Source organism: Arthrobacter sp. MPF02 (assembly GCF_046605375.1).
In the GTDB taxonomy this organism is placed as follows: Bacteria; Actinomycetota; Actinomycetes; order Actinomycetales; family Micrococcaceae; genus Arthrobacter.
This window is the reverse complement of the sequence record NZ_CP176772.1, coordinates 1,563,748-1,585,663: the sequence shown is the minus strand read 5'-3', so window position 1 is coordinate 1,585,663 and position 21,916 is coordinate 1,563,748. Positions and strand designations below refer to the sequence as shown.

Sequence of the window (21,916 nt, the reverse complement as noted above, 5' to 3'; positions counted from 1 at the left end):
TCGGGTCAGGCACGCTTTCTTGCAGTCTTCTTCTTCGCTGGCATTCCGCGGCTTCCAGCCTTGAACTTCAGCATTTTCTTGGGACGAATAGCCGGGGCCATCTGCTCCCGGGCCAGGGACAGCACTACGCCAACGGCACAGAGCGACATCAGCAGGGCGGACCCGCCATAGGAGATGAAGGGCAGCGGAACGCCGATGACGGGCATCAGCCCGGTCACCACGGCCATGTTGACGGTGGCCTGGCCCAGCAGCCACACCATGATGGTGCCGGCCAGCACCCGGTGGAACACATCCTCCTGGGCCACCACGACGCGGTAGATCGCCGCACCGAGGATGGCAAAGAGGATCAGTACGACGACGGTTCCCACCAGGCCGAGTTCCTCGCCGATGATGGCGAAGATGAAGTCGTTGTGGGCTTCCGGGATCCAGCTGTACTTCTGCCGGCTTTGGCCGAGGCCCACCCCGAACCAGCCGCCGGAGGCAAGCCCGTAGAGGCCGTTGGTTGCCTGGTAGTTCGCGTCGACGCCGTCGGCACAGGACTGCCCCGTCCACCACGAGGTGATGCGGCAGACGCGGTTGGGGCTGGTGATTGCCATGATGGCAGCTCCGGCGGCTCCCACCAGGCCTGCGATGCCGAAGAAGTAGACGGGTGCCCCGGCAAAGAACAGGGCGGCGGCGGTGATCATCGTGATGATCATGGCGGTACCGAGGTCGTTGCCCACCATGACCAGCACGATGACGGCTCCGGCCATGGGTACGGCGGGGACCGCCACATGCTGCCAGCGGCTGAGCAGCTTGCCCTTCCTCGCCAGGACCGTGGCCATCCAGAGCGCCAGGGCAAGCTTTGATGCCTCGGACGGCTGGAAGGTGATGCCGCCGATGTCGATCCAGTTCTTGTTGCCGTTGACCTCAGCGCCCACTGCCTGGACCAGGACCAGGAGGACCAGCGCAACGCCGATGGCGATCCAGGCCAGCCGCTTCAGCCACGTGACGTTGATGCGGGAGAGCACGAACATCGTGAAGATGCCGATGCCCGCGAACATGCCCTGCTTGAGCGCATCGCCGTAGGGTGACTTCCCGGCCGCGATCGACTCCACGCTGGAGGCCGAAAGGACCATCATGATGCCGATCGCGGTCAGGGCCAGGGTAGAGCCCAGAATGAGGTAGTAGGTGGAGCCGTTCCGGGATGTCCCGTTGCCTTCGAGCAGGGACCAGAACCTGCGGCGGAAGGTCCTCAGCCGTGCGGGCAGGGTTGCCGGCGGCTGGACAGGAGAGGCCGAGGAACCCGGACCAGGCTTGCGCGCGGGCTGCTGCCGGGTGGGCGTGCTGACCATTCTTACTCCTCGCCGGTCTGGGCCTGCCCTTCCACCAGCTCGCGGACAGCTTCGATGAAAGTATCACCACGGTGAGCATAGGAAGAGAACTGATCCATGGACGCAGCTGCCGGAGCCATCAGCACGGTATCGCCGGATACGGCAACCGAGGCTGCTGACGCAACGGCCAGGGACATCACCTGTTCCCCGGAAAGGGTTCCGGCGTCCAGGGCACCAGACGCTGCAGCAGTCTGCACCTCTTCAGTGTCACCCGCTGCGGCCATAATCACCGGGACATCCGGTGCGTGTCGCTGGAGGGCGCCGCTAAGCACCGAAGTATCGGCGCCGATCAGTACCACGGCCTTGAGCCGGTGGGCATGCTCACGCACGAGGTCGTCATAGGACACGCCCTTGGAGAGACCGCCGGCAATCCACACCACATTGCTGAAGGCTGCCAGCGAGGCCGCGGCTGCGTGCGGATTGGTCGCCTTGGAGTCATTGATCCAGAGCACGCCGTTGTGGCGTGCGACGGGCTGGATCCGGTGGTCACCGGGAATGTAGTCGCGGATGCCCTGGCGCACGGCGGCGGCGTCCACGCCATAGGCACGGACCAGGCCGGCGGCCGCGAGGGCGTTGGCCACCATGTGGCGGGGAGCGAAGGCGCCAAGATCGGCCATCGAGGCGAGCTCCGCCGCGCTGTCCTTGCGCTCCTCGATGAACGCCCGGTCCACCAGGAGCCCTTCCACCACGCCGAGCATGCTGATGGCCGGCGTGACGGTAGTGAAGCCGACGGCGCGGCAGCCTTCAACGACGTCGGCGTTTTCCACCATGCGCTCGGTTTCGAACTGCTCGGCGTTGTAGATGCAGGCCTTCTGGGTCTGTTCGTAGACCTTGGCTTTGTCCGCCAGGTAGGAGTCGTAGGAGCCGTGCCAGTCAACATGGTCCTCGGCGACATTGAGGCATACGCTCGCCACCGGCGACAGCGACTCGGCCCAGTGCAGCTGGAAGCTGGAGAGTTCCACGGCGAAGACGTCGTACTCGATGGGGTCCCGGATGGCATCGAGGATGGGCGTGCCCACGTTGCCGACGGCAACGGCCTTGAGGCCGGCGGCGCGGAGCATGGATTCGGTGAGCCCAACAGTGGTGGTCTTCCCGTTCGTGCCCGTGATGGCGAGCCAGTCCGCCGTCTTCCGCCCTTCCCGGACGCGCACCCGCCAGGCGAGTTCAACGTCTCCCCAGACCGGTATGTGGGCCCGTGCGGCGGCGGCAAGGAGGGCCTGGTCGGGACGCCAGCCAGGCGAAGTGACGATCAGTTCCGGCAACTCGCCGTCGATGCGCGGAATCCTGCTGACTGCATCCTCGCCCAGCAGCACGTCGGCTGCACCCACGATCCTCAGTGTTTCGGCGTGCGCCCTGGCCTTGTCGCTGGTGGCCCCATCAACCACCACGACGCGGGCGCCGAGCTCGATCAGCGTGTCTGCCGCGGCGAACCCGGAGACGCCTATGCCGGTGACAACCACCCGCAGCCCGGCCCAGTCGGAGTCCCAGGAGACGAGGTTTTGGAGGCGGGAAGAAACGGTCACAGCAGCACAACCCATTCAGCGTAGAAGATGCCAAGGCCGACGGCGACAAAGAGGCCGCCCAGGATCCAGAACCGGACCACCACCGTCACTTCGGCCCAGCCCTTCAGCTCGAAGTGGTGCTGCAGCGGGGCCATCTTGAAGATGCGCTTGCCGCCGGTTGCCTTGAAGTAGCCCACCTGGATGATGACGGACAGGGTGATCAGGACGAACAGGCCGCCGATGATACCCAGCAGCAGTTCGGTCCTGGAGAGGATGGCGAAACCGGCGATGGCGCCGCCGATGGCGAGGGAACCGGTGTCCCCCATGAAGATCTTGGCCGGCGAAGTGTTCCACCAAAGGAATCCAACCAGCGCGGCACTCATGATCGCCGCGAGCAGGGCAAGGTCCAACGGATCCCGGACCAGGTAGCAGCCGCCGCCGGTTTCCCTTGGCGAGCCGCAGGCCTGGTTGCTTTGCCAGATGCCCATCAGCGTGTACGCCCCGAACACCATCACGGAGGCGCCGGCCGCCAGCCCGTCGAGGCCGTCGGTCAGGTTCACCCCGTTGGTCGCGGCAGTGACGATCAGGTTGGACCAGATCACAAAGAGGATGGCGCCCAGGACGGTTCCGCCGAAAGCCAGGTCCAGCCATGGAAGGTCCCGGACCAGCGAGATCTTTGTGGAGGCCGGAGTGATTCCGTCCTCATTGGGAAAGTTCAGGGCCAGCACCGCGAAGATGATGCCTACGGCGGCCTGCAGGATGAGTTTTGCCTTGGCGTTCAGGCCAAGGCTCCGCTGCCGCGAAATCTTGATGAAGTCGTCCAGGAACCCCACCAGGCCCATTCCCACCATCAGGAACAGCAGGATCAGGGCCGAGGCTGAGGGCCCGGGCGCATCGGGGTTCATCATGAACATAATGAGGTGGGTGAAGCCGTAGCTGAGCAGCACCGCGGCCACCACAACCGTGCCGCCCATGGTGGGCGTTCCCCGCTTTGTGTGGTGCGAGGTGGGCCCGTCGTCCCGGATGAATTGGCCGTAGCCGCGGCGGACCAGGAGCCGGATGAAGAGGGGGGTTCCCACCAGTGCACACAACAGGGCCAGTCCGGCGCCGATCAAAAGTGCAATCACAGCAGAGTGCTCCTTTCATCGGCGGGTTGGGGGGTTGGGGGTAATGCTATCCGATCGCCCAAATGGCGCAGTCCGACGCTGTTGGAGGACTTGAAGAGCACCAGGTCGCCGGGCTCGAGTTCGGCGTTGAGTATTTCGTAGGCTTCCTCCGCAGTCTCGGCGAAGACGCATTCGTCTCCCCACGATCCTTCCTGGACGGCCGAGACGTAGAGCGGGCGGGCTTCGCGGCCCACCACCACCAGCCGGGAGATGTTAAGGCGGACCACCTGGGTGCCCACCGCGGTGTGTTCCCGGATAGAGTCGTCGCCGAGTTCCAGCATGGCGCCCAGGACCGCCCAGGTGCGGCGTCCACGGCCCAGGTCGGCCAGCGTCCGCAGCGCCGCCCGCATGGATTCGGGGTTGGCGTTGTAGGCATCGTTGATGATGGTGACGCCGTCGGCCCGCTCGGTCCGTTCCATGCGCCAGCGGCTGGCTGCGGCCTGGTTGCTAAGGCCCGAGGCGATGTCGGCACCCGGCACCCCTGCGGCGTAGGCGGCAGCTGCCGCTGCGAGGAGGTTACCCGTGTGGTGGGCGCCGATGAGCCGGCTGGACACATGGTGGGGACCGTCACCGCCAGGCAACAGGAGGTCGAACTCGGGGTTGCCGGCGGCGTTGGTGTCGGCATTGAGCGCCTGCACAGCGGCGTCAGCATGGCCTTCCCTGGAAAAGCCGAGCACGGTTGCCTTGGTGCGGCTCCGCATGGCGGCTACCCGGTCGTCGTCGAGGTTGATGATGGCCGTCCCGTCGCCGGCCAAACCTTCAACCAGTTCGCCTTTGGCGCGGGCGATGTTGTCCACTCCCCCGAATTCACCTGCATGGGCTGTGCCTACTACCAGCACGACGCCGATATCCGGTTTGACCATGTCCATGAGGTATCTGATGTGGCCAACGCCGGTGGCGCCCATCTCGATTACGAGGTAACGGGTGCCAGTGTCCGCCTGGAAGATTGTCAGCGGCACTCCGACTTCACCGTTGTAGGAACCTTTCGGGGCCACGGTGTTGCCCCTTGTGGCGAAGATCCCGGCCAGCAGGTCTTTGGTGGTGGTCTTGCCGGCGGAACCGGTGATGCCCACCACTGTCAGTTCTTCGCCGGCTTCAGCGCGCGCGGCGCGGATGCGGCGGACGGCCTCCGCTGCCAGCGCACCCATGGCCAGGACAGCGTCCGGCACCAGTACCGAAGGGAGCGGCGTTCCGTCCGCTGCTGCGACGGGCCGTTCAGCCAGCGCCAGTACCGCTCCGGCCTCGAAGGCGGCGGCGGCGAAATCGTGCCCGTCCGCGTGCTCGCCCGGTTTGGCGACGTAGAGCGAACCCGGTGTGGCTTCGCGTGAATCCGTAACCACCGTCAGGGGCGTGATTCCGGGATCGGCGTCCAGGCGCCCGCTGGTGATTTCGGCGATCTCCGCCGCAGTAAATGCAATCATCTCGGTCTAGGACTCTATCCGGTCGTCTTGGAGAACGTTGAATCCCCTTGCTGTCAAGGCAGTGCGCAGTTCCACGCGGTCGTCCAGCGCCAGGTTGACGCCTTTCACTTCCTGCCAGACCTCGTGTCCGCGTCCGGCCACGAGGATGGTGTCCTCCGGCCGCGCCAGCTCCACGGCCCGGCGGATGGCCTCGGCCCGCGGAAACACCTCCAGCACCTCACAGGGCAGTCCTTCGCTGTCCCGGGCCTCCATCGCCCCGGCGAGGACGTCGCTGCGGATGGCGGCCTCGTCCTCGTCATGCGGGTCGTCGTCGGTGATGATGACGATGTCGGCGAGGCGTGCCGCGATCGCACCCATGGCCGGCCGCTTGCCCTGGTCGCGCTGCCCGGTGGCGCCGAAAACGACGACGGTGCGTGATCCCGGTTCCGGCGCCCGGACCGCTTCCAGGGCGCGTGCCAGCGCGTCGGTGTTGTGGGCAAAGTCGACGACGGCGGCCGGCCGCTCACAGACCAGCTGCATGCGGCCGGGCACGGCCACGGTGAAGGGGTCGGCAGTGTCGAGGGCGGCCTGCAGGTCCGCGGGGTCCACGCCTGATTCGAGCACCATGAGTGCCGCCAGGGCCGCGTTCGCGACGTTAAATGCCCCGGGGAGGCCCGTATGGACACGTAATTCGGCTCCACCGGGCCCGCGCAGCGTGAACTCGGTCCCGAGCCCGCGCGGGGCCGTGGCGGTGACTTTCCAGTCGGCGTCCATGCCCTGCCCGGCAGCGAGGGTGGTGACCGGCACCCCGGCGCTTCCGGCCAGCCGCCGGCCCCACTCGTCGTCGACCGTTACCACTGCCCGGCGCGCACGCCGGGGCGTGAAAAGCTCAGCTTTCGTGGCGAAGTAATCGTCCATGGTGCCGTGCAGGTCCAGGTGGTCCTGGGTCAGGTTGGTAAACCCGGCGACGTCGAACACCACCCCGTCCACGCGCTGGTACGAGATGGCGTGGGAGGACACCTCCATGGACGCAGCCGAGAGCCCCCTCTCCCGCATGAGCGCAAGAAGTCCGTGCACATCGGTTGATTCCGGGGTGGTGAGCAGGCTGGGAATTGGTTCGCTGCCGGCCAGTATCTCAATGGTGCCGATGAGCCCCGCGCGGTGGCCGAGGGCCCTGAGCAGGGAGTTGATGAAGTACGTTGTGGTGGTCTTGCCGTTAGTGCCCGTCACGCCGAACAGCTGGAAGGCGCCGTCGGCAGCGTTCCTGCTGCCGTAAATCATGGCCGAGAGCGGCCCCACGACGTTGCGCGGCGCGTCCACCACCAGCACCGGCACCGGCGTGTCCGTTGACAGGGCCTGGAGGCGGGCACCGGCGTCGTCCGTCAGGACGGCGGCGGCACCGGCTTCGATCGCCTGGGCTGTGAAATCGGCACCGTGCCGCACCGCACCCGGCAGTGCAACATACAGGTCCCCCCGTTCCACGGCGCGCGAATCCAGGGAAATCCCGGTGACGGGCATGTCGGCGGCGGGCGCAGGAACGGCGACACCGACAGCCTTCCCGATGCTGCCCAGCGGGACTGCCGGTACCACTGACGGCCGGAACCTGGCCTTTGCTGCCGAAGCCTCGGGGAGGGCGCTGCCCTGGGACGGGTTGAACTCAGACAAGGAATCTCCGATGGTGCTAGTGGAACGTGCCCGGCAAGTATCCGGCCGCGTGCTGGTACGGCCGGAAACCGGGTGCTACTTGGCGAACTGCGGCAGCCTGGCCGGCTCCCCCGTGGACGGCTGGACGTTGTACATCCGCAGTGCCTGGCTCATGACCGACCGGAAGACCGGCCCGTTGGTAATCCCGTAGATGCTGCCCTTCGGCCGCTGGAGTACCACCTCAACAATAAACCGCGGATCATCCATGGGTGCCATCCCTACGAGGGAGGCGGTGTAGCCGCAGTAGCCTGCGCCGTCGTCGCACGGTGATTCCGACGTGCCCGTCTTTGCCCCAACGCGGTAGCCGTCAATGCCGGCATCCTTGATCTGGCCTTCGGTGACGGCGCTCTCCAGGATGTCCTGGACCTGCTGCGCGGTGCTGTCCGAGACCACGCGCCTCGGCTCAGCGGCCGGTACCTTCTCCTCGGTGCCGTCAGGCGCGATGTAGGAGTCGATGAGGCGGGGCTGGAGCATGACGCCGTTGTTGGCGATCGACTGGAAGGCCCGGACGGTCTGCAGGGTGGACTGGGAAACACCCTGGCCGAACAGCACGGTGTATTCCTGCCGGCCGTCCCATTGCTCCCAGGGGGTCAGGATGCCGGAGGCGGTGGCCGGAAGCCCGATGTCCGGAGCCTCTCCAATTCCAAACTTCTGCAACCATTCGTACCGCTGCTGTTTGCTCAGCCGCTGGCCGGCCATCACCGTGCCGGTGTTCATCGAATAGCCCAGGATGCCGGCGAGCGTACGTTCCTCGGTTCCGTGCGCGAAGGAGTCACTGAACGTCTGGCCGTCGACCGTGTAGGAAGGTCCGAGGGTGAAGGTATCCAGTGGACTGGCCTTGCCTTCTTCGATCAGGGCTGCCACCGTCATCATCTTCGTCACCGAACCGGGTTCGTAGGCAGCTGTGACGGCGCGGACGCCACGGTCCTTGGCTGCCACCCGGCCGGGATCGTTGGGATCGGGGGCGTTGGTGTCAGCCATGGCCACCAGGTCGCCGGTCTTGGCGTCCATCACGATGATGACGCCCCATTCGGCGCCGAGTTTGTCCGTCTGGCTCTGGATGGCCTGTTGCGCGAAGTATTGGAGGTCTGAGTTGATGGTGAGCTTGACGTCCTTGCCGTCCTCGGGCGGCGTCAGCTCGTCCATGCCCACCGGGATCCGCAGGCCGTCCGCGCCAATCTCGAACAAACGCTTGCCGTCCTCGCCACGCAGCAGCCCGTCCTGGGTCTGTTCGATGCCTGCCTGGCCGGTGCTGCCATCCTTGAGGAAACCGATAATGCCGCCTGCCACCGACCCGTTGGGATAGACCCGCTTGCTGACGCCTTCCGTGACGATGCCGGGAATCTGGAGTTTCGAGATGCGGTCCTCAACGTCGGGCTTCACGTCCTTGGCCACGATGTAGTACGGACGGTCGCCGGTGGTCGCTTCACGGATCGCGCCTTTGTCCATTCCCAGCGCAGCGGCCAGTTCGTCGAGCCCCTGGTCCCGGGACACGTCCACCAGCTTTTCCTTGGCCTCATCCAGGCGCTTGAAGCTTTCGGTCTTCGTATTGACGCGCTGGTCCACCACAACGTTGTAGCGGATGACGCTGTTGGCCAAGACGGTGCCGTTCGCGTCCAGGATGCTGCCCCGTTCCGCCGGCAGGACGGTTTCCGTCATCCGCTTGTTGAGCGCCGCCGCAGCCATACCGCCGACGTCCAGGCCCTGGACAAGGAACAGTTTGCCGCCCACCACCAACAGGAGCGTGAGCATGATGCCCAGCCCCAGCCGCAGCCGCTTGGTGGCATTGGGCACCTTGCTGTTAACTGCTTTGCCGGTCCTTTGCGCCACCGTGGATGTCCTTGCTGCTCGACCCTGTTGCCTGTCCTGCCTGCCTGTTACTGCCCTGGAACTTTCTGCTGGGGCACCGGAACGGTTCCGCCGTGCAGTTCGGCCGGCGGCACCTCCGCGGCAGGTGCCGCCGGAGTTCGGGCAGACGCGTCTGCGGCCGCTGCGTCCGCGGCAGGAGCTCCGGCGGCGGGAGCCGCAGCAGCCGGGGTGTTGGCGGGTGCCGGATCATCAACCGGCTTTCGGCTTTCGAGCGGTTCGCCCTTGGTGGCCGGCGGGACCACCAGAAGCTGCCCGGCCACAGCCGGAGCAGGAATCACGGCCCCCTCGGATGCTCCCTTAACTGCCGGCGTCGCCTTGCCGGTGACGGAGAGCGTTGACAGGTCGATCTGCCCCTTGACCGTGGAGGCGACCATACCAAGGTCCTTCGCCTTCGCCGCCAGGTTCTGCGGAGCCTCGAAGTTCTGCACCTGCTGGGTGAGGTCCTGGTTCTGCTTGGTGAGGGTGCTTTGCCGGGCCCGAAGTTCCACAAGCTGGTACTGCGCGGTGGAAACGGAGATGTTCAGGACCAGCACCGCGACCAGGGCAACCGCAAGCATGGCGAAGCAGAGCACCACGAAGGGCAGCCGCCGCTTCCTGGGTGCGGTGCGCACCACGGAGAGGGGCGTGCGGCTTTTGCGGCCCTCCCCCGGTGATCCTGCCGGCGAGCTTGCGCTGGCTGCCAAATTGCCGGAGACGACGGGAAAGTTCTTGACGGCAGCGGTGCTCATGCAGCTCTCCTGGCTCTGATTCGTTCTGCCGCCCGCAGCCTGGCTGATGCTGCGCGCGGGTTTTCCGCAATTTCGACGGCGGTTGGCACCTCTGTGCCTTTGGTCAGGGTCTTCAGTTCGGGCTTGTGCTCCTCCAGTTCAACCGGGAAGCCCAGCGGAGCGGAGGATTTGGACCGGGACTGGAAAACGCTCTTGACGATCTTGTCCTCAAGGGAGTGGTAGGACATGACCACGATGCGTCCGCCCAGCGCCGTTGCTTCGACCGCGGCAGGAACGGCGCGTTCCAGGACGTCCAGTTCCTCATTGACCTCGATGCGCAATGCCTGGAACGTCCTCTTGGCAGGATGTCCGCCGGACTTGGCTGCCGAGGCAGGCACCACGGAACGGATCTGTTCCACCAGCTCCCCGGTGGTAGTAAAGGGCTTGGCGGCGCGTGCGGTCACGATCCTGTTCGCAATGCGGCCGGCGAATTTTTCCTCGCCCCATTTGCGGATGATCCGGACCAGCTCGTCCTCGCTGTAGGTGTTCACGACGTCGGCGGCCGTCTGGCCCCGGCTGGTGTCCATGCGCATGTCCAGCGGCGCGTCAAAGGAGTACGCGAAGCCACGTTCCCGTTCGTCCAGCTGAAGCGACGAAACACCGAGGTCCATGAGGATCCCGTGAGCTTCCTGAACACCGAGGTCTGCAAGGACATCCGCAATCTCGTCGTATACGGCATGCACGAGATCGGTCCGCGACGCGAAAGGTTCCAGCCTCTCTCCGGCCAGCGCAAGAGCCTCTTCATCCCGGTCGATGCCGATGAGGTGGAGGTCGGGGAAACGCTGGAGCATGGCCTCGGAGTGCCCGCCCATACCGAGCGTCGCATCGATGGCAACGGGAGTCTCACCACGGAGCCTCGCGGCTTCGAAGCCTGGCGCCAACAAATTGATGCACCGGTCCCGCAGGACCGGTACATGGCGTTCGGACGCGGGTCTGGGTTGTTCGTTCACGCCTCGTCCTTTCCCGCCGTCGTCGTCACCATGCCTGCTTCTTGGGCCAGATCCCCATCCGCGCCTATCGTCCCGCCCGCCTGGCTCCGGGGAAGTGAGTCAGGTTGGCCGGCCGATGGGCGGCTGGAGATCTCGTCCAAGAAACTCCGGTCCTTGCCCGTTCCGGTATTCAGAGAATGCCCGGGATGGGGTCATCGGTTTCCGAGAAAGCCGTCTCCTTCTCGGCGAGGTATTCATTCCAGGCCTGGGCGTCCCAAATCTCCGCACGGGAGCCTGCGCCGATGACGGCAAGTTCCCGGCCGAGTCCTGCGTATTCCCGGAGCGCGGGAGGAATTGTCACGCGCCCCTGCTTGTCAGGTACCTCGTCAGAGGCTCCAGAGAGGAAGACACGGATGTAGTCACGCGCCTGCTTGGAGGAGATTGGTGCCTCCCGCATCTGTTCGTGGACCCGCGCAAATTCCGCCTCACTGAAGACGTAGATGCAACGCTCCTGGCCCCTTGTGAGCACCAGCCCGGCGGCAAGCTCCTCGCGGAACTTGGCGGGGAGAATGATCCGCCCCTTTTCATCCAGACGCGGCGAGTGAGTGCCCAGAAACACTGGCCCACCGCCTGTCCGCTGTCAGGAACTGCACATCCCCTAATGTTGCAACCACCCTCTTATGCCCTCCACATTACTCCACTTTCCACCACAGTCAACGCAGAACGGGCCGCTGACGTGCATTTTTATGGGCAACAGGCCGCGAAAGTACGGGATTTTGGGGCGGGTGGTGGGAAGTGGAGGGACTTTGGCGTCCGGAGCGGCACCGGACGGCCTAGGGCGCCGGCAGGAAACCTGCCGGCGGCTGTGGGGTCGCCTGCCCGGGCGGAAAGACCCGCTTAAATGCGAAAAGACCCCCGCGGGGGTCTTTTCGCGCGCACTCCCCAGCCAGGGGGAGGAAAGTGGAAGGGTGGGGTACCGGTGGGGCTAGGGCTCGCCTTGGCGCCGTTCGTCCCAACGCTCCTCAAGGTTGCTCATGAACGAACTCCGTTGCTTGCCGGGTTTCCCCCGTCCGGCCTTCGTGCCGGGCTTGGCCGCTGAAGTACTGCGCATCGTGGCGAAGTAGACACCGCCGCCCATGACGATGAAACCGAGGACGCCAACGAAGATGTTCTGCAGTGTGACACCGACCAATAACAGGAAGACGCCCGCAAGGGCGCAGAGGACGCCGATCACCACGTGCCGCGTGGACCACGAACGTCCGGGATCGGACCCCATGGAATTCGCGAACTTCGGGTCGTCCTCGTGAAGCTGCTTCTCCAGTTGCTCAAGCAGCTTCTGTTCGTGCTCCGACAGCGGCATCACGACCTCCTTTGTAGGCCAACGTCCGGGCTGGTTCCCAGCCACTACTACAGCACCTTAACGACTGTTGTGCCTGTGCGGTTCCCGCTACGCCGGCTTCGGCGAAAGCTGGAACCAGGCACCCGGCCGCGGGAGCGGGAGCATGTCCAAGAGGGTCCGGCAGTATGTCCAGTCACTCAAAAACTATGTACATCTAAGGATAGTTTGTTCAGGGCCTTTCTGAAAGACGGCAATGACGCTCCGGAGAGCCGCCACACCCGCGTCCCCGCGCGGCTTCATGCTCCTTCGCCGGCACCGTTGCCGGGCTCCATCAGCCGGGCCGGCAGGACCGATCTGCTGCCGAATTTCCGGGTCACTTCGTCCAGGGCCTGCTCGGCCGCCCGCCAGTTGTCGTCCCGCCGGTCGATGCTCAACTGACGGGATGTCCGGGAGGCATCCTCCAGCTGTTCCGCCCTGACGCCCACGAGGCGCACGGACATGGTGCGGCTGCCTACTGAATTGAGCAACTGGAGTGCCACGCCGTAGATGAGCTGCGCGCTGTCCACTGGCGCCTGGAGCGTGCGGCTGCGGCTGATGGTCGAAAAGTCCGCAAAACGCAGCTTCAGCGCGACGGTGCGCGCCACCATCCCGGAACTGCGCAACCGGGCGGCAGTACGATGGGACAGGCGGAGCAGCTCCCGGTGGAGGAGGGCGTCGTCCGTTGTATCCACCGCGAAGGTCTCCTCGGCCCCGATGCTCTTCTCCACGCGTACCGGAGTGACCCGCCGCGGATCGATGCCCCAGGACAGCTGGTGAACGTGTTCCCCTGTGGCGCCGAGGGTCTTCCGGAGCGCCGATACCGGCGTTGCCGCGACATCCGCCACAGTGCGGATTCCCATTTTGGCCAGGACTTCAGCCGTCCTCGCACCCACGCCCCAGAGGGCAGAAACGGGCAGGCTGTGGAGATAAGGGACTGTCTCGTCCGGCCCGATGAGAAGCAACCCGTCAGGCTTGCACCGGGTTGAGGCGATCTTGGCCACGAACTTGGTTTCGGCGACACCAACGGATGCAGTGATGCCGAGCTCTGAGGCGACCCGCTGCCGGATGTGTTCCGCTATCTCCCTCGGCGGACCGAGCCTGCGGATGGCGCCGGTGACATCGAGGAACGCCTCATCAACGCTGAGCGGTTCGACGAGATCCGTGACCGACTCGAAGATGGCCATCAGCTGACGGGACACCTCGTAGTACAGCTTGTGCCGGGGTTCGATGATGACCGCCTGCGGGCACATCCGGGTTGCTACGGCCATTGGCATCGCCGACTTCACGCCGAACGCCCGCGCTTCGTAGGAGGCGGACAGCACCACGGACCGCTCGGCGGGAAAACCGACGATGACCGGCTTTCCCCGAAGGTCAGGCCGCGTCCGGAGCTCAACGGAGACGAAGAATGCGTCCATGTCCACATGCATGATGCATGTACGCCGGCGGCGGGGAAGGCGCTCTGCGGCTTGCTGATTCATCCGTCTGGCCCCACAGCTGCAATCCTATCGGCAGGTACTGACTAAACTGGTGGCTGGCATCCGGCATCAACACCAGGAGGAAAGTCCCTGTGACGTTCTTTGGAAACTCCAAGCCAGCTCGCCTGGCCGCTCTCGCTGCCGGTGCAGTCCTGGCGCTCGCGGCGTGCAGCCCTAGCCAGAGCGCACCGGCCCCCGCTGCCTCCTCCGCCATGCCTGCCACAACCCAGCCCACCGTGACGGCTTCCGCCAGTCCATCTGCCTCGCCCAATACCTCAGCCACGGTGGGCGCAGTTGTTGAGGGCTTTCCCCAGCAGCTGCTCCCCCTGATGCCCGGAGCCAGCGTCGTGTCCAGCAGCTTCGACAAGGCTTCGGTGCCTGCAACGGCTGCCCTGGTAGCTACGGTGGGGGCTCCCCCGGCTGCCGTTATCGATTTCTACAGCAAGGCGCTTGAGGCACAGGGCTTCAAGGCGGTGCCCGGTGAAGCGGTTGGTTCTGTCGCCTCCAAAGACTTCGTCCGTGGCGACAACGAGACTGTGAACCTGTCGGTGGTCGAAGCCTCGGGAACAGCCACCTACACCATTGGGGCCAACGTGGCAGCAGAGACAGCCAAGTGACGGCCGCGGAACAACTGCGGCACGAACAGGCGGATTTTGTAGCCGCAGTGGCCGGTGAACTGACCGGATTCCTCACGACGCGCCAGTCGGTGATGTCTGCAATCTCTCCTGACATCGATCCCATCATGGGGTCCATCTCCAACCTGGTGACCGGTGGCAAACGCCTTCGCGCCCTGATGTGCTACTGGGGCTGGCGGGGCGCCGGCGGCCATGCCGATGCCGGCGAGGTGGTTGCCGCGGGTGCAGCGCTGGAGCTGTTCCAGGCGGCCGCCCTGATTCATGACGACATCATTGACCGCTCGGATACGCGGCGGGGTGGACCAAGCGTCCACCGGCGGTTCAGCCAGCTGCACGGCGAGCAGGGCTGGGCGCTGGACAGTGAACGGTTCGGCCAGGCGGCAGCCATCCTGGCGGGCGACCTGTGCCTCTCCTTCAGCGAGGAGGCGTTCACGGACATCGGCGAACGTGCGGCGTCAGGGAGCCGGGCACGGTTGATCTTCAATCTCATGCGGGCGGAAGTCATGGCCGGGCAGTACCTGGACATCCTCGAAGAAGTTGCGGGCCCGGTGCGTGACCGTGCCGGCGCCGTCAGCCGCGCCCAGTCAATCATCCGTTTCAAGAGCGCAAAATACTCAACTGAGCATCCGCTCGCCCTTGGCGGTGCCCTGGCCGGCGCTTCCGATGACCTGCTCAGGGGCTACTCGGCATTTGCGCTTCCCTTGGGCGAAGCGTTCCAGCTCCGCGATGACGTCCTGGGTGTCTTTGGCGACCCTCTGGCCACCGGAAAGCCTGCCGGGGACGATTTGCGCGAGGGCAAGAGGACTGTCCTCGTAGCGCTGGCTTTGGACCAGGCCGCTCCCTCGGAGTCCGCTTTCCTCGATGCCCGCCTCGGCAGTCCGGAGCTGTCCGACGACGACATTGACGAGATCCGGCGGATCATCGAGGAATCAGGAGCGCTCCAGGCTACCGAGGTCCTCATCGACGGCTTCGGTTCAGCCGCCTACGACGCCCTTGAGGCACTTCCGCTCGACGAGTTGCCCAAGACCGCGCTCCGGAGGCTGGCTGAGGCAGCAGTAAGCCGGGCGTCCTAGGACAGAGTTGGCCTCACCAGGCCAGGGTCTGGGCCCGGCGCCGAATCTCGGTCTTACGGCCTTCGCGCAGTGCATCGATGGGACGTCCGCGCAGGGATTCGTCTTCGGTGAACAGCCAAACAATCAGGTCCTCATCGGAGTATCCGGCATCAGCCAGCACCACGATTGTGCCTTTGAGGCTGTCCACGATATGTCCATCCTGGATGAAGGCTGCGGGCACGGACCTGATATTCCGCTCCCCTATACGTACTGCCGCAAGCGCCCTTTCATCAATGAGGCTGTGAACCCTGGTGATGGGGATATTCAAAATGCCGGCTACGTCGGGCAGGGGCAACCACTCGCCCACAAGGCTTTCTACATTACTCACGAATCAAGGTTGCCACGGTGGACATCCCACCGCCTAGTCGGGCTGCGCCCTTCCCGCCGCTGACGTGCAGACACTCCGAAAAACAGTCCTTGCTGCTATCCCCGGATTTCTTGTGCTATTGCCAAGTTCATGAGAGATTCACATTGTTCACGCTCGTAACACTAATAACTCGAGTAACAGTAGTATCAGAAATATCAGCGGCATCTCCGCCCGCGCCCGCAGTTGAGAAGAGGATTCTTTACATGACGATGTCCCGCTCGCCCCAGCGGCCCCCAAGGCCGAGCCTGCCGATGCTTGCCGCCACTACGGCGGCACTGCCTGCGGTCGTATTGTCCTCCCTGGCCGTTGCGGAGCCCGCTGCCGCGGAAAAGCCGGCCCGTGCCATCCCCGCAACGCTTGCCGCCGCGATGGAAGCGCAGGCAGCCATGGCCAAGGGAGCCGTTATTCCTGCGTCTTCCGTATCTACGGCTATCCCCGTGGCGTTCCGTCCGGCCCAGCCGACGGCGCCGGCCGAGTACACGATTGTCCGCGGTGACACGATTAGCGCCATTGCCGGGCGGTTCGGCCTGAAGACCGCCGACGTGCTCAAGCTGAACAACCTGCAGGCGAACACCATCATTTACCCGGGCCAGAAGATTAAGCTGTCCGGTGATGGTGCGGCACCCGCCAGCCCGTCACACGCCGCCCCGGCACCTGCCCCCGCTGCTGCTCCTGCCGGCGGCGGCGCAACCTACACCGTGAAGTCCGGGGACACCCTGGGAGCCATCGCCGCCCGGCACAACGTGAGCCTGGCCGATGTCTTCAGCTGGAACAACCTCAACATGCGTTCCATCATCTACCCGGGCCAGAAAATCAAAGTGGGCGGAGCCGGCTCCGCTCCGGCGCCCGCCGCACCGGCACCTGCTCCGGCGGCGCTGGCCACCACCTCCGCAACCCCCGCCCCCTCCGGCGGTTCCTACACCGTCAAGGCTGGAGACACGCTTTCCGGCATCGCATCCCGGCACGGGGTCAAGCTCTCGGAGCTTCTCTCCGCGAACCGCATGAGCATGACCACCGTGATCTACCCGGGCAACAAGCTGGCCATCCCGGGCGGGTCAGGTGCTGCCCCGCAGCCTGCAGCTTCGGTCACCCCGCTTGTGCCGAGTTCCTTCCTGGGATTCAGCTATCCTGCAGCCGTGGTCAGCTCGGCCAACGAGAACAAGGCGCTCCTGAATGCTTCGCCGGTCCCGTCCCGCGCCGAGATGCGCAACATCGTCGCGGACGCTGCACGGCGGATGGGTGTGGATCCCGCCCTGGCGCTGGCTTTCGCGCACCAGGAGTCCGGATTCGACCAGCGTGCCGTGTCCCCCGCGAACGCCATTGGCACCATGCAGGTCATCCCCAGCTCCGGCCAGTGGGCGTCGGACCTGGTGGGGCGGAAGTTGAACCTGCTGGATCCGTACGACAACGCCACCGCCGGTGTTGCTATCATCCGCCAGCTCCTTGCCACCAGCAAGAACGAGGACAACGCCATCGCCGGCTACTACCAGGGCCAGTATTCAGTCAGCAAGTACGGCATGTACGAAGACACCAAGGCCTACGTTGCCGCCATCAAGGCACACCGGAAGAACTTCGGCTAGCCGAAGCTTCATCACCGGCCGCACAAGCGGCAAGTGTTGTGGAACGGGTCCGGACCGGGGAAGGGTTCGGACCCGTTTTGCTCCGGGGACTAGGATCGAAGGGTGCAGGAACAGGTGTCTGACCCTTTTGTAGGAACGCTGGTGGACAACCGCTATGCCGTCAGGTCACGGCTGGCGCGGGGAGGCATGTCCACCGTCTATCTTGCGGTGGACCAGCGGCTCGAACGTGACGTGGCACTGAAGGTCCTGCATCCCCACCTGGCCGCCGACGAGAACTTCCTCGGCCGGCTGGGGCGTGAGGCGAAGGCGGCCGCCCGCCTGTCGCACCCGCACGTGGTGGGCGTCCTTGACCAGGGAACGGACGGCCATACGGCATACCTGGTCATGGAGTACATCAAGGGCCACACCCTCCGGGACGTCATCACCACGAAGGGAGCCTTGCCTCCGCGGCTTGCCCTGGCACTGATCGATCCGGTGGTGGAGGGGCTGGCAGCGGCGCATGCAGCCGGCTTCATCCATCGCGATGTGAAGCCCGAAAACGTCCTCATTGCCGACGACGGCAGGATCAAGATCGGTGACTTCGGCCTGGCCCGGGCGGTCACTACGTCCACGAACTCCGGAACCCTGATGGGAACTGTCGCCTACATGCCGCCCGAGCTTGTCCTGGGCAGGTCGGCCGACACCCGCAGCGATGTCTATTCCGTCGGAATCATGCTGTTTGAGATGCTCACGGGGCAGCAGCCGTTCGACGGCGAGGTTCCCATCCAGGTTGCCTACCAGCACGTCAACGGGACCGTACGGCCGCCGTCGGACCTGGTTCCGGGACTTGCCACGGAAGTGGATGAGCTGGTGCAGTGGTGCACCGCCAACGACCCCGAAAACCGGCCTGTGGACGCCAACGCACTCCTTCAGGAACTCCGGCATATCCGCACCAATCTGTCGGACCGGGAACTGGACCTGCAGCCGCCGGCCGCCATCGCTGCTGGCCCCCGGTTGCCGGGAATAGCCCGGGAGCCGGCCCCGGCGCCGGACGAAGACTCCCGCAACCGCACCGAATTCATTGGCCAGGTCAGCAATCCCACAACGGTAATGCCGCCAGGCCGGCCGGCCCCGCCGCCGTACCGCCCCGTGCAAGGGCAGGAGCCCGGCGGGCCAGGTTCCGGCCCGCCGGCCACCCACGGAAGCCACGTCCTTACCCCGCCCGGCGAAGATAGCGAGGAGGCCTGGCCTGCCGCACCCGCCTTGAGCAAGCGCGCCCTGCGCAAGGCGGACAAAGAGGAGGAGAAGGCCCGGGCCCGCGCCGCGGCCACGCCGGTGCGGGCGCTGCGCGAGGGCAGTCCGCGGCGGCGCGGTGTCCTGTGGATTGTGGTCCTGGTCCTTGCCGCCCTGCTGGCCACCGGTGCCGGCTGGTTCTTTGGCATGGGTCCCGGCGCCGCAGCCACAATCCCTTCCGTGGCCAATAAGACGCTGGCGGAGGCGCAGCAGCTCCTAAGCACCGCCGGCTTCAGGTCCACCACCCAGGACGTTTTCGATGACGACGTCCCTTCGGGGGTGGTGGTTGGTTCCGAGCCCGAAGCCGGAACGGAGATCCGGAAGTTCCAGCCAGTCTCGCTGATCGTGTCCAAGGGACCACAGCTTTTCCCCCTGCCGCAACTGGAAGGCGCAACTCTGAACGAAGCCAAGAACGTCCTGAACACTGCAGAAATGGCTCTGGGAACCGTTACAGAGGAATTCAACGAGGAGACGCCGGCAGGCATTGTCCTGGCCCAGGATCCCGCGCCCGGCACTCCGGCCCGGCGTGGAACTCCGGTGGGCATGATCGTTTCGAAAGGCCCGGAACCCATCCCCGTGCCCTTCGTGGTGGGCCAGGACGAGGACGACGCAGTCGATGCGATCGAGGCAGCAGGCCTTAACGCCGAGGTGGCGCGGGAGGAAGTGTTCGACCGGAACATCCCGGAAGGCGCAGTAGTCAGCCAGGCACCGGCAGGCGGCACCCTGACCCGCGGCCAGACCGTAACGTTGACCATCTCGAAGGGCCCGCGGATGGTGGAGGTGCCCAGCTACATTGGCCGGCAGGCCGGAGAAGCGCGGCGTGCGCTGGAGGCCCTGGGGTTCGAGGTGCGGGTCAACAACATCCTGGGCGGCTTCTTCGGAACGGTCCGTGACCAGGAACCGGTGGACACCGAGGTGCCCGAGGGCTCGGTCATCACCCTGACCGTGGTGTAGGCGGCGGACCGCCTGCACCACGGTGGAAGAATCAGTGGCGGGCGAGGGCGCCAGCCACCAGGAACGCCATTTCCAGGGACTGCATGTGGTTCAGGCGGGGGTCGCAGACTGACTCGTAGCGGTCAAGGAAGGCATCCTGGTCGATGGGGTCGGCGCCGCCCAGGCACTCGGCCACGTCGTCACCGGTCATCTCGACATGCAGGCCGCCAGGGACGGTACCCAGCGCATGGTGCACCTCGAAGAACCCGCGCACCTCGTCGATGACGTCGTCGAAATTGCGGGTCTTGTACCCGTTGGGGGACGTGACAGTGTTGCCGTGCATGGGATCGGTGACCCACAGGACCTGGGCCCCGGACGCGGTGACCTTTTCGACGACGGCGGGCAGCTTTTCGCGGATGTTGCCGGCACCCATGCGGGTGATGAAGGTCAGGCGTCCCGGTTCGCGCTCCGGGTCCAGCTTGTCGATCAGCCGCAGCGCGTCATCGCCCGTCGTGGAGGGGCCCAGCTTGACGCCAATGGGGTTCCGGACGCGCGAAAGGAAGTCAACGTGGGCGTGCTCGAGTTCGCGGGTCCGCTCCCCGATCCACAGGAAGTGGGCGGAGGTGTCGTAGGGCAGCCCGGTGCGGGAGTCAATCCTGGTCAAGGCCCGCTCGTAGTCCAGCAGCAGGGCCTCGTGGCTGGCGAAGAACTCGACGCGTTTGAGGGCCTCGAAGTCTGCGCCGCAGGAGTCCATGAACTTGATGGCGCGGTCGATATCCCGTGCCAGCGACTCATAGCGTGCGTGGGCAGGATTTTCGGTAAAACCCTTGTTCCACTGGTGCACGGACCGGAGATCGGCGAACCCGCCCTGGGTGAAGGCCCGGATGAGGTTTAGCGTGGATGCGGAGGTGTGGTAGGCACGGAGCATCCGTGCGGCGTCGTGCCCGCGGGACTCCGGGGTGAACTCGTAGCCGTTGACAATGTCGCCGCGGTAGGCGGGAAGGGTCACGCCGTTACGGGTCTCGTCGTTGGAGGAACGGGGCTTGGCGAATTGCCCGGCCATGCGGCCCATCTTGATTACCGGCATGGCGGCGCCGTACGTCAGCACCACAGCCATCTGGAGGATGGTCTTGACCCGGGCGCTGATCTTGTCCGCCGTTGCCGCCTCGAAGGTTTCGGCGCAGTCACCGCCCTGCAGGAGGAACGCCTTTCCCTGGGCCGCTGCCGCGAGCCGCTCCCTCAGGACGTCCACCTCGCCCGCAAACACCAGCGGAGGCAGAATGGACAGTTCCTTTACCGAGGCGTCAAAAACTTCCCTGTCCTGCCAGGTGGGCTGCTGGGAAATGGGAAGGTCCCGCCAGTCATCCAGTCCTGGATAGTTGGCGGCCCCGCTCTGGGCGGTGCCGGACAGCGAAAAGACGGGTTTTGCAGATAGCTCAGTCACCATCTAAGCCTAACGGCAGCGCGGGATTGGTGGACACCGCACCGTCACGCTTGCAGGCAAGGGCGTCACAACCGAGAGCGCCGCCGCAAGTGCCGCCTAGCCGGCGGCGGCAGCCCCGCCGTCGTCCTCCCGGCCCGGCTTCAAGGCTACATCGCCCGCCTGCAAATCCGAAGCGTCCTCCCCCGGTGCCGGAGAGGCGAGTGGCTCGGCGCTGGCCGCGGCTTCTTCAGGCTTGCCAGCCAGCCGCAGCTTGACGACGGCGGCATACTCATCCACGTACTCCTGGCCGGAGAGCCGCTGGAGTTCGAACATGATCTGGTCGGTGACTTTCCGCTGGACGTCCCGGTCCTCGGCCTGGTCCCGGTAGGCGTTGAAGTCCAGCGGCTCGCCAAAGATCATGCCGATCCTGCGGATGTTCGGCAGCCGCTTGCCGATCGGCTGGACCTTGTCCGTGCCGATCATCGCCACCGGAACCACCGGGACCCCGGCGCGGAGGGCCAGCCGCGCCACGCCAACCTTGCCCCGGTACAGCCTGGAATCGGGGCTTCGCGTCCCCTCCGGATAGATTCCGAGCAGGCCGCCATGGTTGAGGACTTCCATGCCGGAATTGAGGGAGGCTGCCGAAGCAGCACCGCCGGAGCGGTCCATGGGCAGCTGGTTGGTCAGGCGGAAGAACAGCGCCGTCAGCCGCCCTTTGATGCCCGTGCCGGTGAAGTATTCGGACTTGGCCAGGAAGACGACGGGCCGCCTGACCATGAGCGGCATGAAGATCGAATCGGAAAAGGACAGGTGGTTGGAGGCGATAATCGCCGCGCCGTGATCCGGGATATTGTCCAGGCCCTTGACCCAGGGTCGGAAGAGCAGCTTAATCACCGGACCAAGGAAGATCCTCTTCATGACCCAATAGAACACGTGTGAACCTCTCCGGAAGGCGGCTCCCAGGCTCCGCAGCGTGCCTGGCCAGCAGTTCAATGCAACCCTACTCTAGTGAGAATTGTCCGGAACAGTGA

Annotated in this window: 18 protein-coding genes; 4 read left to right on the top strand and 14 right to left on the bottom strand. The window is 65.4% G+C overall.

Features of this window, described 5'->3' with window-relative positions:
* Nucleotides 1-5: 5 nt before the first annotated feature.
* From ftsW to dinB, 11 genes are all read right to left on the bottom strand, one after another.
* Nucleotides 6-1,334, bottom strand: a complete 1,329-nt coding sequence (ftsW, locus tag ACLH0K_RS07455) for a putative lipid II flippase FtsW (protein WP_411376157.1) — start codon at nucleotides 1,332-1,334, stop codon at nucleotides 6-8.
* Between the two features lie 2 nt (nucleotides 1,335-1,336).
* On the bottom strand, nucleotides 1,337-2,911 hold the full coding sequence (gene murD, locus ACLH0K_RS07450; protein ID WP_411376156.1) for a UDP-N-acetylmuramoyl-L-alanine--D-glutamate ligase: 1,575 nt from the start codon (nucleotides 2,909-2,911) through the stop codon (nucleotides 1,337-1,339).
* A complete protein-coding gene (gene mraY, locus ACLH0K_RS07445) occupies nucleotides 2,893-4,002 on the bottom strand; it encodes a phospho-N-acetylmuramoyl-pentapeptide-transferase (protein ID WP_411376155.1) in 1,110 nt (369 codons plus the stop codon). The genes murD and mraY overlap by 19 nt, the downstream gene beginning before the upstream one ends.
* On the bottom strand, nucleotides 3,999-5,462 hold the full coding sequence (locus tag ACLH0K_RS07440; protein ID WP_411376154.1) for a UDP-N-acetylmuramoyl-tripeptide--D-alanyl-D-alanine ligase: 1,464 nt from the start codon (nucleotides 5,460-5,462) through the stop codon (nucleotides 3,999-4,001). Before ACLH0K_RS07440 ends, mraY begins: the two co-directional genes overlap by 4 nt.
* Nucleotides 5,463-5,468: 6 nt before the next feature.
* Nucleotides 5,469-7,106, bottom strand: coding sequence for a UDP-N-acetylmuramoyl-L-alanyl-D-glutamate--2,6-diaminopimelate ligase (locus ACLH0K_RS07435; RefSeq protein ID WP_411376153.1), 1,638 nt, complete (start codon nucleotides 7,104-7,106; stop codon nucleotides 5,469-5,471).
* A gap of 75 nt (nucleotides 7,107-7,181) precedes the next feature.
* Nucleotides 7,182-8,975, bottom strand: coding sequence for a peptidoglycan D,D-transpeptidase FtsI family protein (locus tag ACLH0K_RS07430; RefSeq protein WP_411376152.1), 1,794 nt, complete (start codon nucleotides 8,973-8,975; stop codon nucleotides 7,182-7,184).
* Between the two features lie 47 nt (nucleotides 8,976-9,022).
* Nucleotides 9,023-9,742 (bottom strand): hypothetical protein, encoded by a 720-nt coding sequence (locus ACLH0K_RS07425; RefSeq protein ID WP_411376151.1) that lies wholly within the window; start codon nucleotides 9,740-9,742, stop codon nucleotides 9,023-9,025.
* Nucleotides 9,739-10,731 carry a 16S rRNA (cytosine(1402)-N(4))-methyltransferase RsmH gene (rsmH, locus tag ACLH0K_RS07420; RefSeq protein WP_411376150.1) on the bottom strand — a complete coding sequence of 331 codons (993 nt, stop codon included), beginning with the start codon at nucleotides 10,729-10,731 and terminating at the stop codon, nucleotides 9,739-9,741. The genes ACLH0K_RS07425 and rsmH overlap by 4 nt, the downstream gene beginning before the upstream one ends.
* Nucleotides 10,732-10,900: 169 nt before the next feature.
* Nucleotides 10,901-11,329, bottom strand: coding sequence for a division/cell wall cluster transcriptional repressor MraZ (gene mraZ / locus ACLH0K_RS07415; RefSeq protein WP_411376149.1), 429 nt, complete (start codon nucleotides 11,327-11,329; stop codon nucleotides 10,901-10,903).
* Nucleotides 11,330-11,695: 366 nt separating this feature from the next.
* Nucleotides 11,696-12,070: a DUF3040 domain-containing protein gene (locus ACLH0K_RS07410; RefSeq protein ID WP_411376148.1), complete on the bottom strand. Its 375-nt coding sequence runs from the start codon at nucleotides 12,068-12,070 to the stop codon at nucleotides 11,696-11,698.
* Nucleotides 12,071-12,345: 275 nt separating this feature from the next.
* Nucleotides 12,346-13,566 (bottom strand): DNA polymerase IV, encoded by a 1,221-nt coding sequence (gene dinB / locus ACLH0K_RS07405; RefSeq protein WP_411376147.1) that lies wholly within the window; start codon nucleotides 13,564-13,566, stop codon nucleotides 12,346-12,348.
* 89 nt (nucleotides 13,567-13,655) lie between these two features.
* On the opposite strand from dinB, the gene ACLH0K_RS07400 reads away from it, so the two are divergent.
* Nucleotides 13,656-14,180 carry a hypothetical protein gene (locus ACLH0K_RS07400; protein WP_411376146.1) on the top strand — a complete coding sequence of 175 codons (525 nt, stop codon included), beginning with the start codon at nucleotides 13,656-13,658 and terminating at the stop codon, nucleotides 14,178-14,180.
* Nucleotides 14,177-15,271, top strand: a complete 1,095-nt coding sequence (locus ACLH0K_RS07395; protein WP_411376145.1) for a polyprenyl synthetase family protein — start codon at nucleotides 14,177-14,179, stop codon at nucleotides 15,269-15,271. Before ACLH0K_RS07400 ends, ACLH0K_RS07395 begins: the two co-directional genes overlap by 4 nt.
* 13 nt (nucleotides 15,272-15,284) lie before the next feature.
* Here ACLH0K_RS07395 and ACLH0K_RS07390 read toward each other — a convergent pair whose 3' ends face one another.
* A complete protein-coding gene (locus ACLH0K_RS07390) occupies nucleotides 15,285-15,638 on the bottom strand; it encodes an Rv2175c family DNA-binding protein (RefSeq protein WP_411376144.1) in 354 nt (117 codons plus the stop codon).
* A 242-nt stretch (nucleotides 15,639-15,880) separates the two neighbouring features.
* On the opposite strand from ACLH0K_RS07390, the gene ACLH0K_RS07385 reads away from it, so the two are divergent.
* Together ACLH0K_RS07385 and ACLH0K_RS07380 are read left to right on the top strand one after the other, a co-directional pair.
* Complete coding sequence (locus ACLH0K_RS07385; protein ID WP_411376143.1) at nucleotides 15,881-17,257, top strand: LysM peptidoglycan-binding domain-containing protein; 1,377 nt, start codon at nucleotides 15,881-15,883, stop codon at nucleotides 17,255-17,257.
* Nucleotides 17,258-17,359: 102 nt separating this feature from the next.
* Entirely contained in the window at nucleotides 17,360-19,483 is a 2,124-nt protein-coding gene (locus ACLH0K_RS07380) for a protein kinase domain-containing protein (RefSeq protein WP_411376142.1), read from the top strand.
* A gap of 31 nt (nucleotides 19,484-19,514) precedes the next feature.
* Here ACLH0K_RS07380 and ACLH0K_RS07375 read toward each other — a convergent pair whose 3' ends face one another.
* Both ACLH0K_RS07375 and ACLH0K_RS07370 read right to left on the bottom strand, forming a co-directional pair.
* Entirely contained in the window at nucleotides 19,515-20,909 is a 1,395-nt protein-coding gene (locus ACLH0K_RS07375) for a class II 3-deoxy-7-phosphoheptulonate synthase (RefSeq protein WP_411376141.1), read from the bottom strand.
* 93 nt (nucleotides 20,910-21,002) lie between these two features.
* Nucleotides 21,003-21,818 carry a lysophospholipid acyltransferase family protein gene (locus tag ACLH0K_RS07370; protein ID WP_411376140.1) on the bottom strand — a complete coding sequence of 272 codons (816 nt, stop codon included), beginning with the start codon at nucleotides 21,816-21,818 and terminating at the stop codon, nucleotides 21,003-21,005.
* Nucleotides 21,819-21,916: the final 98 nt, after the last annotated feature.